Annotated in this window: 12 protein-coding genes; 8 read left to right on the top strand and 4 right to left on the bottom strand. The window is 63.6% G+C overall.

The genetic code is table 11. From position 1 onward, the window contains the following. Positions 1-634: 634 nt before the first annotated feature. A complete protein-coding gene (locus Q4F19_RS12610) occupies positions 635-814 on the top strand; it encodes a hypothetical protein (RefSeq protein ID WP_303543078.1) in 180 nt (59 codons plus the stop codon). A gap of 110 nt (positions 815-924) precedes the next feature. Next, positions 925-1,326, top strand: a complete 402-nt coding sequence (locus tag Q4F19_RS12605; protein ID WP_303543077.1) for a hypothetical protein — start codon at positions 925-927, stop codon at positions 1,324-1,326. Positions 1,327-1,358: 32 nt separating this feature from the next. On the opposite strand, the gene Q4F19_RS12600 is transcribed toward Q4F19_RS12605, so the two are convergent. The 4 genes from Q4F19_RS12600 to glpK form a co-directional block, all read right to left on the bottom strand. Then, positions 1,359-2,636 (bottom strand): tyrosine-type recombinase/integrase, encoded by a 1,278-nt coding sequence (locus Q4F19_RS12600; RefSeq protein ID WP_303543075.1) that lies wholly within the window; start codon positions 2,634-2,636, stop codon positions 1,359-1,361. A gap of 661 nt (positions 2,637-3,297) precedes the next feature. Continuing rightward, the gene (locus tag Q4F19_RS12595) at positions 3,298-3,726 is read right to left on the bottom strand and encodes a hypothetical protein (RefSeq protein WP_303543073.1); all 429 of its coding nucleotides are present in this window, start codon (positions 3,724-3,726) and stop codon (positions 3,298-3,300) included. Position 3,727: 1 nt separating this feature from the next. Further along, positions 3,728-4,183: a hypothetical protein gene (locus tag Q4F19_RS12590; RefSeq protein WP_303543071.1), complete on the bottom strand. Its 456-nt coding sequence runs from the start codon at positions 4,181-4,183 to the stop codon at positions 3,728-3,730. Between the two features lie 528 nt (positions 4,184-4,711). Beyond that, the gene (glpK, locus tag Q4F19_RS12585) at positions 4,712-6,202 is read right to left on the bottom strand and encodes a glycerol kinase GlpK (RefSeq protein WP_303543069.1); all 1,491 of its coding nucleotides are present in this window, start codon (positions 6,200-6,202) and stop codon (positions 4,712-4,714) included. Positions 6,203-6,322: 120 nt separating this feature from the next. Between glpK and Q4F19_RS12580 the strand changes: the two genes are divergently transcribed. The 6 genes from Q4F19_RS12580 (at position 6,323) to Q4F19_RS12555 (ending at position 16,121) form a co-directional block, all read left to right on the top strand. Next, on the top strand, positions 6,323-7,846 hold the full coding sequence (locus Q4F19_RS12580; RefSeq protein WP_303543067.1) for a glycerol-3-phosphate dehydrogenase: 1,524 nt from the start codon (positions 6,323-6,325) through the stop codon (positions 7,844-7,846). After that, positions 7,846-8,634, top strand: a complete 789-nt coding sequence (locus Q4F19_RS12575) for a DeoR/GlpR family DNA-binding transcription regulator (protein ID WP_303543066.1) — start codon at positions 7,846-7,848, stop codon at positions 8,632-8,634. The genes Q4F19_RS12580 and Q4F19_RS12575 overlap by 1 nt, the downstream gene beginning before the upstream one ends. A gap of 49 nt (positions 8,635-8,683) precedes the next feature. After that, a complete protein-coding gene (locus Q4F19_RS12570) occupies positions 8,684-9,940 on the top strand; it encodes an MFS transporter (protein WP_303543064.1) in 1,257 nt (418 codons plus the stop codon). Then, positions 9,937-12,339, top strand: a complete 2,403-nt coding sequence (locus tag Q4F19_RS12565) for a glycoside hydrolase family 31 protein (RefSeq protein ID WP_303543062.1) — start codon at positions 9,937-9,939, stop codon at positions 12,337-12,339. Before Q4F19_RS12570 ends, Q4F19_RS12565 begins: the two co-directional genes overlap by 4 nt. A 123-nt stretch (positions 12,340-12,462) precedes the next feature. Then, positions 12,463-14,757 carry a TonB-dependent receptor gene (locus tag Q4F19_RS12560; RefSeq protein ID WP_303543060.1) on the top strand — a complete coding sequence of 765 codons (2,295 nt, stop codon included), beginning with the start codon at positions 12,463-12,465 and terminating at the stop codon, positions 14,755-14,757. A 59-nt stretch (positions 14,758-14,816) separates the two neighbouring features. Further along, positions 14,817-16,121, top strand: a complete 1,305-nt coding sequence (locus Q4F19_RS12555; protein WP_303543058.1) for an alpha/beta hydrolase family protein — start codon at positions 14,817-14,819, stop codon at positions 16,119-16,121. The last annotated feature ends 21 nt before the right edge of the window (positions 16,122-16,142 follow it).

Below are 16,142 nucleotides of genomic sequence, written 5' to 3'. Positions count from 1 at the left end.
CGGTTTAAAGTAGGCATGGCAAAATCACCATAGGCGATCAAAGAGGGAAACGTTGGCAGCGGAGAATCTATCGCCGAGCGAAGTGACCGAGCTTTGCGCAGCGGCTCAGGTGGCTTGGGACAAACTAGGGCCACGCCAGAGTGCCGCCAAGTTCAAGTGGCGCGGGAAGAGCTACGTCGCAAGCCACAGCAGCTTCCGGCTTTGCGTCGATACTCCGGACGGCCAGCCTGTCGCTTGCCGTTACGACTGATCTCTTGATTGTGCGGATAAGTGCGTTTTCTACCCGATACGACGGTCCGCTGCTGAATAAATCTACCGACACCGGACTTGTCCACAGCTTGGTGAACGAGAATCTCGGCCTCGCCTCGTAACGACCCTTGCGCAGCCGGTTGAGTGCTGTTCTACTCCCTCCGCCGACACGAACGGAACGTTGACAGAAGGGGAACATCGTATGGGACCATAGCCGCATCTCCAGCTAGCCCTCCGAGCTTATGCGAAAACGGGGACCCGCTCATAGACCTAGCCGATGCTGAGCCAAAAATGGACAGTCGGATGGCTTCACTCTCGCGGCGTTCAGGACAAATGACCATCAGGTCCGGAGATTGGCGCAACCAAAAGTTTGAAGGAGGCCCCTATGGCCGGTTTCAGCTTCTGGCTACACATGAACGATGAGTACATGTGGCGATGGTTTTGCTCTGATGAGCGAGGCAACATGATCGCCATATCGGCTCAGTCGTTTTTCGACCTGGTCGATGCAGAACGAGCGGTGAAAACCGCGAAGGCCTGCATGACCCCAATTCTACAACCAGCTTAATTTAAGCTTTTTCGTGTCGGCGTGGGCGATCTTACGATCGCCCACAATCCGCGTTAGCGGGTGGGCAACCTAGATGTACGAGAATGCTGCTGATCCGAGATAGGAGTGTCATGGACATCATTTCCAGCATCTCTACGTCGATCGACATAGTAAAAAAGCTACGGGAGCTAGATCGTAAGGTCGGCGAAGCAGACTTCAAAATGTTACTTGCGGACCTCACAAGCGAGCTTGGTGATGCCAAACTAAACGCCGCAAATCTAAAAGTTGAGTTGGCTGAAACGAAGGAGCGGGCGGCTGCACTGGAGCGTGACGCGGCGCGCCGTGTCTCAGCAGAACCCGAGGTTCACGAAGGAGCGTATGTATTTGGTGGAATTGCTCGTCACTACTGCACGGGCTGCTACGATCAAGGTGGCAAGAAAATTCTATTGAACGAACTCACCGGACATTGGACGGCGTTTGGAAAATGGCAATGTCCGGTATGCGAGAAAACGCTCGGTCCCTCCACGCTTTGACGCTCACGGTTTACGCTTCTGTCCATAATGCATCACGCAGCTAACAACTGAAAAAACTCAAGCTGCCGGTGGTCAACGAGACTCAGCTTTTCTAGGAACGATGACCAAATCTGTAGATAGTCACGTTTCTCGGCGTAGTAATTGTATCGATTATAAGTGGCTCTGATGCCATCCTGCTTGTGGTTGGTAATGCTAAAGATCGCATCTCGGGATAATGTCCGATGATACGCGTCCTTAAGTCCGTGCATTCGCGTGATGAACGTTCTCCGAAGATCATGCGCGGTCCAATGTGGGATCGTCTTTCCGTCTCTGGAAGCCAGCTCTCTCATCGCCCGCTCGAAACCGCTTAGTGCCTTCGAGTATCCCGTCAGCTCGCCTCCGCTGGGGCCTGCAGTCGGCCAAACAAGTGGGTTGTTGCCCCGGAGGGCTCGACGATCTTTGAGCATATCGACTAGTGATTGTGGCAGCGGGAGCAGCAGCTCCTGCGCGTTCTTGGATCGCTCAGCAGGCAATCGCCAATGCCCGTGGCTGTCCAACTCGAAAAGTTCGTCCCAGCGAAGGCCGAACGCTTCACCTCGCCTGCACCCAGTCTGCAGGATAAACCGATATGGTTCCACGTAAATGGACGACGATGCGTCCAGTACACGGAGCAAAAGCGTGAGTTCGTAGTCGCTCAGCGCGCGGCTGCGAGCCACTACCCTTCCCAGCTTCGGCAGGTCGCGAGCAGGATTGTACTCCAGTTTTGTTAGATCGCGTCCCTCGCGAACGCTCCAGTTCAACCACCGTCTAATGAGGTCTCTAATCCGGTTGGACTGTATCGGGGCCGTCCGCGCCTTCTCACGGAGGATAGGCATCAAATCCTCGTATCTGATATCGTGAACCGACTTAGTCCCAATCACTGGAGATATCTCGCGACGATAGATTCGCCATTTTTCGTCGGCGGTTTTCCGTTTTCGGCCTTCGTACTTCATGTACTGACCGAATGCCCAATCACAAGACATGCGCTCGTGAGCCTTCTGCCTTTCACTTGCTTGCCGCCGGATTGCTATTAGGTTGACGCCACGTTCTCTGTTGGCGCTGATCTCCCTCGCCATCTCGCGTGCCTCGGCGACGGAGTAGGTCGGAAATTCGCCTAATGTTTTCCGGACTGATTTCCCATCGAGCTGCCCGCGCCAAATCCAGGATCGGTGCCCAGACGGATAAATAACCAGTACGAGATGGCGAGATGCGAGGTCGGCGACCTCGCGCTTCCTACGCTTCGGCCGAATAGCTCGGGCGAGAGCGTCGTAAAGGTGCTCCCCTTTACGCAATTAAGCGCGCCTGAAGTGTTAGTAAGACTAACCTTTCAAAAAAGCAGGAGCTGGTTCGGGAAAAATAGACTTGCTTGAGGACAAATCGAAGCATGTGCAGTTGCGATCTACGCGCACTGACTGCTTAGCGTCAATTCAAGTTTTTGAATGGCTCGCAAGACCCGCTGACTCATCAGGTACACGCCAGATACACGGATGGTTTAGACCGGACCTCAATGCATATCATATTGATAAACGAGTAAAAATTGGTGAGGGCGATGTGCCCATGAGTCAGCGGGTCTCGGCTAACGTGTTGAAATCGTTGAGGCGATGAGCGGCTCTTAATCAGCGGGTCCTTGGTTCGAGCCCAAGTGCGTCCACCATTTTTTCAACGGCTTAGGACGCAATTGGGCGTCGCCGTGGTAAAAAGTACAACATTTGTGTGGGGAAAATGTGGGGATTTAAAAAGTCCTTACATCTCAATGAGGTTCTTAGACCCGCTGACTTCTCCTATCGTAAGTTATTGCAGAACCACTAGAAATCCGGCGCCATCTCTGCGGCGTGGCGATCAGCGGGTCTAAAAAGCGATCAGCGGCTCTAAAAAGTCGCTTTTTGTCTTTTTGGGTTCCGGGATGCGCTTCCGCCGGCACGCATGAAGTCGTTGGGCATATCGTCGGCCTCCTCATTCGGGAGCGTTGCTGTTTGTCAGTGGTGTCTCCACATTCTCTTTGACGGCGTCCGCTTCCTGACCGCGCGTAGCGAGCTTCCTCGTGAGGCGGTCGAGCCATCGATCACTTTGCTTGCGATGCTGTAGGTAGCCCTGTTCCATCAGCGAAAGATCGGCGGCTTGAATCGCCGACACCCCGTTCCCCGTTATCAGAAACATGTCGGTCTGGACGCCGACGCCCGGCGATACCTCTGCTCGTTTCTTGGCGAAGAACGTCGTCCGCAGTGCGTGGTGATATCCCACTTGATGATTAAACGGCAGCTGCATGAAGTAGGCCGACGAATGGATGCCGCCGGTGCCGATCGAAACAAATCCGATATCAACGTGGCTTGTGACGATGCCGCCGCCATCATCCGAAACATCGAAGCGACACGGCCATCGCATCCTAGGACCAACGCCTCAAGATCGAGGCTCTCGGACTGCATTTGACCAGCGATCTGCTCCAACAGGCCGGCCGGTAGGCCAGACCGGACAGCCCTCCCTGCGTTTGCTGGATCAACTCGTTGGTGATGCCGAGCGGTCGAAGGTACTTCCGTGCAGCGCGATCAGCCATCACCGCGCAAATCACGTTTCCCAAGCCGATAGCGAGTAAGGCAGTAGAGGGAGGTGCTTCGGGAAAGGCCTCCCTCAGGGCTTGCAGTATAAGGCTATTTACCGAGAGATCGCCGGAAACCATAATCATATGGTGAGGTCCAAAATGGGCGATCTTCGAATGGCTGCTCTCGTATTCTATGCCCAGACCGTTATCCGTCAGCATGCGATCTGATGCTGTGACGATAGCCACAGCTGCGTCGTTGTCGCCGTAAAACCAGTAGAAAGTCGATGCCGTACATACTGTCATTCGGACCTCTTTCGGCCTGGAGCGTGTCACGACACTATCATCGCCTGTGTTCGGATTTCCGGCAAAAGATGCAACATTTGTGTGGGGAAATTGTGGGGATTTGCAGTCCTCGTACGTCCTCAGTGTCCTCCCAGGCTCCCTAAGCCGAAAGCCTAAATCGCTGATTTGCGAGCAAATACTTGATTTTCAGAGGTTGTTCGTTTTAAGACCCAGAAGCTCTTAATCAGCGGGTCCTTGGTTCGAGCTCAAGTGCGTCCACCACATCTTCAAGCACTTAGCTGTTGGCGCTTAAAGCGCGACTAGTTGCTAATAAGCACCGGGTAATCCCGCTGTCTGTTGCTTTGCGCCTATGTGCTGCCACCGAAGCCGCCGAGGAAACGATGTTCTTTCGCCCCGCTGGTTGGACACTGGTGGGCAGCGGCACGGTCGGTTTCAGGCGCTCAGGTAGCGCGAGCAGGCATTTGTTCATCTGGAGAGCATGCCTGCTCCGTCGATCGACTGATCAGTGATCTCGTCCTTCACGGAAGTTCAATTCTTTCGGAGCGTTCGGCCTAGAGCGTCCTGCCATCCCGCGATGAGGCGAGAGCGCTTGTCGTCGGGCATGTCGGGTTCGAAGCAGGCGTCGCGCGACCAGATCGCCTCCAGTTCGTCGAGGCCCGACCAGAGGCCGACCGCGAGGCCGGCATGGAAGGCGGCGCCACGCGCCGTCGTCTCGAGATCGTCGGGCCGCTCAACCGGCGCCTGCAGCAGATCGGCGAGGAACTGGCACAGCCAATCGTTCGCAGCCATGCCGCCGTCGACGCGGAGGATTGCGGGCCGCCCGCCGCCGTCCATCACCATCGCCTCGATCAGGTCGAGCGTCTGATAGCCGACCGCCTCCAGCGCGGCGCGGGCGAGATGCGCCTGCGTGGCGCCGAGCGTCAGGCCGAAAATGGCGCCGCGCGCATCGGGATCCCAATGCGGCGCGCCGAGGCCGACGAAGGCGGGGACCATATAGACGCCGTGACTGTCGGGCACCTGCGTGGCCATGTCGTTGGTCTCGCGCGCATGGGTGATCACCCCGATCCCGTCGCGCAGCCATTTGATCGCCGCGCCGGCGACGAAGATCGAGCCTTCCAGCGCGTAGGTCGTCTTGCCGCCGATCCGGTAAGCGGGGGTGGTGAGCATGCGGTGGTCGGAGGTGATCGCCTCCTCGCCCGTATTGAGCAGCAGGAAGCAGCCCGTGCCGTAGGTCGATTTGGCCGAGCCGCGCGCGAAGCAGGCCTGGCCGAAGAGCGCCGCCTGCTGATCGCCGGCAATGCCTGCGATCGGGATTTCGGCATCGAACAAACCAGGGGCGGTGGTGCCGAAGATGTGCGCATTGTCGTGCACGTCGGGCAGCATCGAGTCCGGCACGCCGAGCAGCGCGCACATCTCCGCATCCCAGCGATTGTCGTGGATGTTCCAGAGCATCGTGCGCGAGGCATTGGTGACGTCGGTCGCGTGGACGCGGCCTTCGGTGAGGCGCCAGAGCAGGAAGCTGTCGATCGTGCCGAAGGCGAGTTCGCCGCGCTCCGCGCGCGCGCGTGCGCCGTCGACATGATCGAGGATCCAGCCGATCTTGGTGGCGGAGAAATAGGGATCGACGAGCAGGCCGGTCCGGGCGCGTATGTCCGATTCTGCGCCATCCGCCTTCAGCGCCTGGCAGTGCTCGGCGGTGCGGCGGTCCTGCCAGACGATCGCGTTGTAGAGCGGCTCGCCGGTCGCGCGATCCCACACGATCGTCGTCTCGCGCTGGTTGGTGATGCCGATCGCGGCAATGCCGTCGGCCCCCACGCCGCTCTTGGCGATCGCCTCGCGCGCGGTCGAGAGCACGTCGCGCCAGATCCCCTCCGGATCATGCTCGACCCAGCCGGGCGCGGGATAGATCTGCTCGAATTCGGTCTGCGCGGTGGCGATCCGCCTGGCGCGGGCGTCGAAGACGAGGCTGCGCGTCGAGGTCGTGCCCTGATCGATCGCCAATATGTGCGTCTTCGCCATCGCCTCTCGATCCATTTTGTTTTCGCTTACAGGCTGAGTGATTTTCGTTCGCGCGTCAAATGCTTTCGTTTTTGACGAAGCGATGCTAATCCGAGTCGCGAGAGGACGGTGACGCAAGCCATGCGCAACGACGCGACGGACGATATGATCGACCTGCTGGTCGTCGGCGGCGGCATCAACGGGGCCGGCATCGCACGCGATGCGGCCGGCCGCGGCCTGTCCGTCCTGCTGGTCGAGAAGGACGATCTCGCCGCGCACACCTCGTCGGCCTCGACCAAGCTGATCCACGGGGGCCTGCGCTATCTGGAATATGGCGAGTTCCGCCTCGTGCGCGAGGCGCTGATCGAGCGCGAACGGCTGTGGGGCATGGCGCCGCACATCATCTGGCCGCTGCGCTTCGTGCTGCCGCAGACCCAGTCGCCGCGCCCCGCGTGGATCGTCCGGCTGGGGCTGTTCCTCTACGATCATCTCGGCGGGCGGAAGAAGCTGCCGGGGACCGAAACCGTCGATCTCGGCCGCACGCCTTACGGGCAGGGGCTGAAGCAGGCGAAGGGCAAGGCGTTCGTCTATTCGGATTGCTGGGTGGAAGACAGTCGGCTGACCGTGCTCAACGCGCGCGACGCAGCCGATCTGGGCGCGGAAATCCGCACGCGCACGCGGCTGGTGGATGCGCGGCGCGCGGGCGCGGGCTGGATCGCTACGATCGAGGACGAGGAGGTCGCTCGCGAGGTGACGGCGCGCGTGCTCGTCAATGCGGCGGGGCCGTGGGTGGCGGACGTGCTGGGTCGCGTGCCCGATGCCGCTGTCGATCGCGGCGTGCGGCTCATCAAGGGCAGCCACCTCGTCGTGCCGCGGCTGTACGAGGGCGATCACGCCTTCATGCTCCAGAACCCCGATCGCCGGATCGTGTTCACGATCCCCTATGAGGGGCGCTTCACGCTGATCGGCACGACCGACGAGCCCTGGGAGGGCGCGCCGGGACGCGCCACGATCGGTCCGGGCGAGACGCGCTATCTGCTCGAGACGGTGAACCGCTATTTCGCGGGCGAACTGGGCGAAAGCGACATCGTCTGGAGCTATGCGGGCATCCGGCCGCTCTATGATGACAAAGCGGGCAGCGCCGCGGCGGTGACGCGCGATTATGTCCTCGATCTGGACGCAGGCGAGGATCGTGCGCCGATGCTGAGCATCTTCGGCGGCAAGATCACCACCTATCGCAAGCTCGCCGAACATGCGCTGGAGGAGCTGACGCGCTTCTTCCCCGAAGCCAAGCCCGCATGGACGGCCGGCGCTGCGCTGCCCGGCGGCGACATGGCCGATTTCGACACCTTCGTCGACCGGCTGACGGCCGCGCGCCCGGGTCTGCCCGAGGCGCTGTTGCGGCGGCTGGCACGGGCCTATGGCACCTGCGTCGATCGGCTGCTCGGCGCGGCGGGCACGGTGGCCGATCTCGGCGAGGATCTGGGCGGCGGGCTGAGCGCGCGCGAAGTCGACTATCTGCGCGAGCGCGAATGGGCGCGGACCGCGGAGGACATCCTCTATCGCCGGTCGAAGCTCGGGCTGCACGTGCCGAAGGGCACGGCCGAGCGGCTGACCGCCTATCTCGCGGCCCATCCGGTGGCCCAACCGCAGGCGGTCGGCTGATGGCGATCGAGGGAGCGGACATCGTCGCGCTCCGCCATGCGCGCATCCTCGAGATCGCGCGCCACGCGGGCAGCGTCGCGGTCGAGACGCTCGCGGTGGAACTGGACGTGACGCCGCAGACGATCCGGCGCGATCTCAACATCCTCGCCCAGCGATCGATGCTCTCGCGCGTGCATGGCGGTGCGGTCGTGACGTCGGGCGTCGACAATCTCGATCGCGAGGCGCGCCGCCATGTTGCCGCCCCTGCCAAGGCCGCGATCGGCGAGACTGCGGCGGCGTTGGTGCCCAACGGATCGAGCCTGTTCATCAACATCGGCACCACGACCGAGGCGATCGCGCGCGCGCTCGTCGATCATCGCGATCTCCTGGTCGTGACCAACAATCTCAACGTGATCGACATCCTCGCCGATCGCCCGACGATCGAGGTGATCGTGGCGGGCGGCAAGGTGCGCGCGAGCGATCGTGCGGTGGTCGGCGCGCTGGCGATGGATTTCATCCGCGCGTTCAAGGTGGATTATGCCTTGATCGGCGCCTCGGCGGTGGACGCGGACGGCACGCTCCTCGATTTCGACGTGGACGAGGTGCGCGTGTCGCAGACGATCATCAGTCACGCGCGGACCGTTATCCTCGGCGTCGACCAGACCAAGTTCGGCCGGCCCGCGCCGGTGCGGATCGCGGACATGGAGGCGATCGATCATCTCGTCACCGATCGCATGACCGATGCCGCACTGGCGGCGGCGTGCACGGCGGCGGGCGTCGCGGTGCATGAGACGGACCGAGCGGGCTGAGCGGAATGACGAGACCCGCGGACACGAAGGCGGGCCGGAGAGGGGTGGAATGAGGCGGGTTAGATATCTCAGGTGGTGGATCGTCGCGCTGATCTGCGCGGGCACGATCGCCAATTATCTCGCCCGCAATTCACTGGGGGTGCTGGCGGCCGAGCTGAAGACCAATCTGGCGATGACGACGCAGCAATATAGCTATGTCGTCGGCGCGTTTCAGCTCGCTTACACCGTGATGCAGCCCGTGGCGGGAGCGATCGTGGACCGGATCGGGCTGCGCACGGGCTTCGCTTTGTTCGGTCTCGCCTGGTCGGCGGCGAACATGCTGCATGCGCTGGCGATCGGCTGGCTGAGCCTAGCATTCTTCCGAGGGTTGCTGGGGCTCGCCGAATCCGCCGCCGTGCCGTCCGGCATCAAGGCGATCGCGGCGTGGTTCCCGGCGCGCGAGCGATCGGTGGCGGTCGGCTGGTTCAATGCGGGCACCTCGCTCGGCGCGCTGATCGCGCCGCCGGTCGTCGTCGCCGTTTCGCTGTGGGCGGATTGGCGGATGGCGTTCGTGGTCACGGGCGCGGTTGGCCTGATCTGGGCGGCGACCTGGTATGCCTTCTATCGCAGCCCGGACGAGCATCCGGCGATCACGCCCGAGGAGCAGGCGCTGATCGCGGCCGATCGCCCGGCCCATCCCGCCAAGCGCGCCACCGCGCGCGAGATCCTCGCAAGCCCACGCTTCTGGACGATCGCCGTCCCGCGTTTCCTCGTCGAGCCCGCATGGCAGACGTTCAGTTTCTGGATCCCGCTCTATCTCGCCAGCGAGCGGGGGATGGACCTCAAGCAGATCGCGTTGTTCGCATGGCTGCCCTTCCTCGCGGCCGATCTCGGCGGCGTGCTGGGCGGCTATCTCTCGCCCTTCCTCGTCCGCCGCTTCGGGATGAAGCTGATCCCCTCGCGCGTCGCCGGCATCGGCTTCGCGGCGGTGCTGATGATCGCGCCGGGCTGCATCGGCCTAGTCGTCAGCCCCTATGCGGCGATCGCCTTGTTCTGCATCGGCGGCTTCGCGCACCAGATCATCTCGGTCCTGATCAACACGCTTTCGGCGGATGTCTTCACGGCCGAGGAGGTCGGCACCGCCAACGGCTTCGTCGGGCAGGCGGGCTGGGCCGGTGGCCTGCTCTTCTCGCTGCTGATCGGGCAACTGGCCGATCTGATCGGCTATGCGCCTTTGTTCGCGGCCTTGTCCGTCTTCGATCTGATCGCCGCGGTGATCCTGATCCTCGCCATCCGCTATCTGACCCTTCCGGAGTCCGCCCGATGAGACGCGCCACGCTTTCCGATCCGCCGCGCTTCCGCGTCACCGATCGCGTCCCCGGCCGCGTCACGCTGACCGCCGATACGGGCAGCATCGCGCATCTGTTCGTGCTGGAGGAGGATATCGTCCGCCTGTTGCTGCTCGTGCAGAACGAGGTCACGAGCCCGCCAAGCTGGGCGATCGCGCCGGGCGCGGAGGACATCGCAGAGCCCGGCCGCGGCCGGATGGACGTGAGTGGCTTCTCCTGCCCGGGATTCGCGCTGGAGACGGGCAACGACACGCTGATCCTCACCACCAAGCGCATCCGCCTGACCGTGCGCCTCCACGGCCTGCACTGCACCTGGGAGCAGAAGCATGGCGACGGCTGGCGGCTGATGGCCGAGGACCGGCCGACCCAATCGTACAATTTCGGCTGGTGGGACGAGCGCACCTATCATTATGCCGCGCGCCGGCCGGGCGAGCGTTATTACGGGCTCGGCGATCGATCGGGCGATTGCGATCGCGCCGGCCGCAGCTTCCGCCTCACCAACCTCGATCCGATGGGCTTCGATGCCGAAAACAGCGATCCGCTCTACAAGTCGATCCCCTATCTGCTCGTAGCCGACGAAGCGGGGGCCTGCCACGGCGCCTTCTACGACAGCAGCGCCGACGTCGGCTTCGATCTCGGGCGCGAGCTGGACAATTATCATGGGCATTATCGGCACATGATCGCGGCATCGGGCGATCTCGATCTATGGATGATCGCCGGCCCGGATCCGCTGGCGGTGACGAAGCGCTTCACCTGGCTGACCGGCCGCCCCGCTTTGATGCCGCGCTGGTCGCTCGGCTATTCCGGCTCGACCATGACCTATACCGACGCGCCCGACGCCGCGGCGCAGATGGCGGGCTTCCTCGACAAGCTCGCCGCGCACGATCTCGGCTGCACGTCCTTCCATCTGTCGTCCGGCTACACGTCGATCGGCGAGAAGCGCTACGTCTTCAACTGGAACCGGGACAAGTTCCCGGATCCGGCGGCATTCGTCGCCAGCTATGCGCAGGCCGGCGTCCAGCTCGTCCCCAATATCAAGCCGGCCTTGCTGCGCAGCCACCCGCTTTACGACGAGGTCGCCGCAGCCGGATCGTTCGTCGCGGACGAAGAGGGCGCCCCGATCGAGGCGCAGTTCTGGGACGAGGTGGGCAGCTATATCGATTTCACCGATCCGCAGGCGGCCGCCTGGTGGCGCGGACAGGTGAAGACGGCTTTGCTCGACAACGGCATCGTCTCCACCTGGAACGACAATAACGAATATGAGATCTGGGACGCCCGCGCGCGCTTCGCCGGCTTCGGCAGACCCCGCGCAGCAGCCGAGATGCGGCCGGTCCAGCCGCTGCTGATGAGCCGGGCGTCGCGCCGGGCGCAGACCGAGAAGTTTCCCGATCGCCGGCCGTATGTGGTCACGCGATCGGGCATGGCCGGGCTCCAGCGCTATGCGCAGACGTGGAGCGGCGACAATCGCACCGAGTGGAAGTCGCTCCGCTACAATGCGCGCCAGTCGATCGGCCTAGCGCTGTCGGGCGTGTCGAACAGCGGGCACGATATCGGCGGTTTCGCCGGACCCGCGCCGTCGCCCGAACTGCTGATCCGGTGGGTGCAGGCGGGCGTAATGATGCCGCGCTTCAGCATCCACAGCTGGAATGACGACCGCACGGTCAACGAGCCTTGGATGTATCCGGAGACGCTGCCGGCGATGCGCCGCCTGCTGGCGCTGCGGCAGACGCTCGTGCCCTTCTTCTACGATCTGCTGCATCGCTATCATGCGGAATACGAACCGATGGTTCGCCCCGTCTGGCTCGATTTCCCGAACGATCCGGTCGCCTGGGCCGAGAGCGACGATCATCTGCTCGGGCCGGACCTGCTCGTCGCCTGTGTGGTCGAGGAAGGCGCGACCGAGCGCGTCGTCCGCCCGCCGGCCGGTGCGAACTGGATCCACCTGTGGAGCGGCGCACGGCTGGAGGGCGGCCGATCGCACGTGTTGCCCGCGCCCGTGGACGGGCCGCCGCCGCTGCTCGCCCGCGTCGGTTCGGCGATGCTTGTGGATCTTGCGCCGGGCGGCTGGCGGCCGGGCGCGACGGAGCGCGGGATCTGGCTGTTCCCTCCGATCGAAGGCACGTTCGATTGGTCTGCCATCGACGATGGCGGCGATGGCCATGCGCCGGTCGACCGCTGGATCGTCCGAGGCGAGGCGGATGCCGCGCAGGTGCGGATCGAGGTGAGCCGCTCTGGGCCGACCATCGGCGATCCGGTCGTGACCGTACTGCTACCGCTTGAGGACATGCGCGAGCTCGTCGCTACGAACGCGGCAGAGCCCGTGATACGTGACGGTCGCAAAGGCGTGCGCATTTCAGTCACGGCTTCTGCCGGTTAGACCAATCTTAAAAAGAATTACGCGCGTTCTCTTGGTGCCGCTTGAATCTGGTAAGGCCAAATGTTAGACAAGCGCCGTAGCCGAAGTCGCAAAATATCGGCGCGTACAGAAGGGGAGGTTTGAATGAGCCGTTTCCACATCATCGTCGGGCGGGGGGCGCTGGTCGCGGGCCTGATCGTGGCCGGCGCGCCGGTTTGGGCCCAGACGGCGCCCGCGTCGCCGCCGGCCGAGACGCTCGCCGCGAACGATCCCGGCGAGATCATCGTGACCGCGCAGAAGCGCGCCGAGAACGTCCAGTCGGTGCCACTCGCCGTGTCGGTCGTCTCGCCCGCGCAGCTGGCTGCCGCCGGCGTCCGCCAGTTCCAGGATCTCAGCAAGATCGCGCCCTCGCTGACGATCCGGCCCGCCGAGCATCCGGTCAACGCCAATATCTCGCTGCGCGGCGTCGGCACCTTCGCCTTCGGCATCGGCGTGGAGCCGAGCGTCGCCGTGCTCGTCGATGAAGTGCCATTGGCCTTCCAGGCGCGCGCCTTCACCGATCTGCCGGACGTGGAGCGGATCGAGGTGCTGCGCGGCCCGCAGAGTACGCTCTACGGCAAGTCGGCGTCGGCCGGCCTCATCAACATCATCACCCGCAGCCCGACCGATACGCTCCAGGTGCGCGCCAACGCGGTTGCGACCACCGACGAGGAATATGGCGCCAATTTCAGCGTCTCGGGCCCGATCAACGAGAAGCTCGGCTATGTCGTCTCGGCGGCCTATTCGTTCTGGGACGGCAACGTGAAAAACCTCTTCAACGGCAAGGAGGTCAACGGCCGCGAGACCTTCAACACGCGCGGCAAGCTGCGCTTCCGGCCGAGCGATGACGTCTCCTTCACGCTCTCGGCCAATTATCTGAAGGGCGCGACCGATGTGGGTCGCCCGTTCGTCCGCCTGTCGCCCAATGCGCGCCTGCGCGGGGCCGCGGCGCTGACGACGGCGGTGACGATGCCCGGCGTGGTCATCGGCACCGATAATACCGACGTCAGCAACAACTATAACGCGCGCACCAATTATTCGGGCTACGGCGGCAATCTGCGCGGCGAGATCGGGCTCGGCGACATGACGCTGATCACGGTCTCGTCCTACGACAAGTTCCACCTCAACGATTATCTCGACCATGACGATACGTCGGCGCCGGGTCCCAACGGTCTCAACATCCAGGTCGGCGAATTCCGGTCGAAGCTCTACACGCAGGAAGTGCGGCTGCAGTCGCCGGGCGACAAGCCGTTCCGCTACACGGTCGGCGCTTATTACGCGCATGTCGCGTTCGAGCGGCCGTTCATGCGCGGTCCCACCTTCTCGCTGGCCAACTGGTTCGCGACGTCCAAGTCGCGGCAGGTCGCCGGCTTCGTCCAGGCGGATTGGGAGTTCCTGCCCAAGGCGACGCTGACCGGCGGTGCGCGCATCCAGAACGAAAAGGTCGATTACACCTATCAGGACAATCTGGCGGTCGCGCCGGCCCGCAATTTCTTCAGCGGCGGGGCGAAGGACACGGCCGAGACGTGGAAGGCCAGCCTGCGTTACGAATTCACGCCCGCGATCAGCGCCTTCGCGACCTATGCGACGGGCTATAAGGGCCAGACCTACGATCTCACGACCGGCTTCAACGCCAATCGCGCGGCGGCCGGCCCGATCAAGCCGGAAAAGTCGAAGGATCGCGAGCTCGGCATCCGCACGCAGTGGTTCGATCGGCGGCTGACGGTCAACGTCACCCTGTTCGATACCGATTACAAGAATCTGCAAGCGCAGACGATCGAGACGCTGGCGGACGGCACCTCGAACTTCCGCCTCACCAACGTCGGCAAGCTCGGCACGAAGGGCGTCGAGGTCGATACCGCGGCGCGGGTCGGGTCCGACGTCACGCTCGGCGCGTCGGTCGCCTATCTGGACGCCAAGTACAAATCCTTCCCGGTGGCGCAATGCTATCCGATGCAGACGGCGGCGCTGGGCTGCATCAATCCCGGCGGTGGTGCTGCGACCTACCAGAATCTGACCGGCACGCGTGCGGTGCAGGCGCCGAGGTGGAAATTCTCGGTCAACAGCGAATATTCGCCCGCGCTGACGGACAATCTGCGCGGCATCGCCCAGGCGAACTGGCAGTATCAGAGCGACATCTTCTATGCCTCGCGCGATCCGGAACTGACGCAGAAGGCGTATCACATCGTCAATGTCGGCCTCGGCGTGCGCTCGCAGGATCGCAAATGGGAAGTGGTCGCCTTCGTCAACAATGTGTTCGACCAGCAATATTTCCCGGCACTCGTGAACAGCGCGGGCAATTTCGGCCTGTCCGCAGCCAATCCCGGGCAGGCGACGCAGGCGGTGCTGCCGCGTGACTTCCGTCGCTATGGCGGCCTCCGGGTCGGCCTCAACTTCTAGGACCGCGTGGGGCGGAGGCGAACGATCGCTTCCGCCTCGCTCATTCGAATAGGGGCGTGATGCTTCGTCAGCTGCTCATCGCGATCGCGCTCCCGGCCCTCCTGTCGGGGGCCGCCGCCTCCGCCGAGGATGCCCCCGCCAAGCCCGGCGTCGACGCACCGGAACTGGCGCGGCTCGGCCAATATCCCGTCGGCGTCGCCGATGTGGAATTCGTGCAAGCCAAGCAGGCCGATCCGCTGCAGGGCGCGGACAAGCCCGCGATCGTCGATCGCCATCTGCCGCTCAAGATCTGGTATCCGGCCGCGGCTGCGGGGCCGGGCACGATCTACCGATCCGCTCTGCCCGGCGAGAACGGGGTGGACGTCGTTTTCACCGTACCCGGCATCGCCACGCCGGACGCGCGCGCCGCCGCCGGCCGCTTCCCGCTCGTCATCCTCGCACATGGCTATAGCAACGTGCCCGAAGTCCTGTCCTGGCTCGGCGAAAATCTCGCCAGCAAGGGCTATGTCGTCGTCGTGCCTGCGTTCCGCGATCCCCCGATCGGCAACCGGACGCCAGCCGCCGCCGCGGGGCCGCTCGCGCGCCGGCCGCTCGATATCGCCTTCGTCGCGGCCGAGGCGCAGCGCCGCGCTAGAGCGGGGCAGGGGCCGTTCGCGGCGGCCGACCCGGAGCGGACCGCGCTGATCGGCTATTCGATGGGCGGCTATGGCGTGCTCACCGCCGCCGGCGCGCCGCTCAGTCCCGCGCTGGCCGCCGCCACGCGCGGCGTGCTCGCGCCTTATGTGGCGGGCGGCGCCAGAGCGGGCGAGATCAGGGTGGCGAACCTGAAGGCGGTCGTCGCGATCTCGCCGCCCAAGGCGCTGCGCGGCGCGGAGCTGTGGGCCGAGCCCGGCGTCGCCGCGATCCATACGCCCACGCTCTACATCGTCGGCAGCCAGGATCGCGTCGTGGGATATGATCCGGGCGTGCGCAACCTCTTCGCCGCGCAGGTCCACGCGCCGCGCTACCTGCTCACCTTCCGCGAGGCAGGGCACAGCATCGCCTTGGTCGGCGCGCCGCCCCAGATGCGCTCCACCTTCTGGGACGAGGACTGGTTCGAGGACGCGGTATGGCGCAAGGATCGGCTCCTCGCCGTGCAGGCCCACTTCATCACCGCCTTCCTCGATCGTATGGTGAAAGGCGATGCCGCGAAGGCCGCCTATCTCGACGGGCTCGTGCCGGATTCGGACGACGGCGTCTGGGCGTCGGCGCCCGCCGGCCGCTATCCGGGCTTCAGCCCGGGCGCGCCGGACTCGACCATCTGGAAGGGCTTCCAGCCCAGCCGCGCCAAGGGCATGTCGTTCGAATACAGGCCCGGTTCCTGACTGATAAAAGTAGGAGAAGAT

It is taken from the genome of Sphingomonas natans (genome assembly GCF_030546695.1).
In the GTDB taxonomy this organism is placed as follows: domain Bacteria; phylum Pseudomonadota; class Alphaproteobacteria; order Sphingomonadales; family Sphingomonadaceae; genus Sphingomonas_I; species Sphingomonas_I natans.
This window is presented reverse-complemented; position numbering and strand designations above follow the sequence as displayed.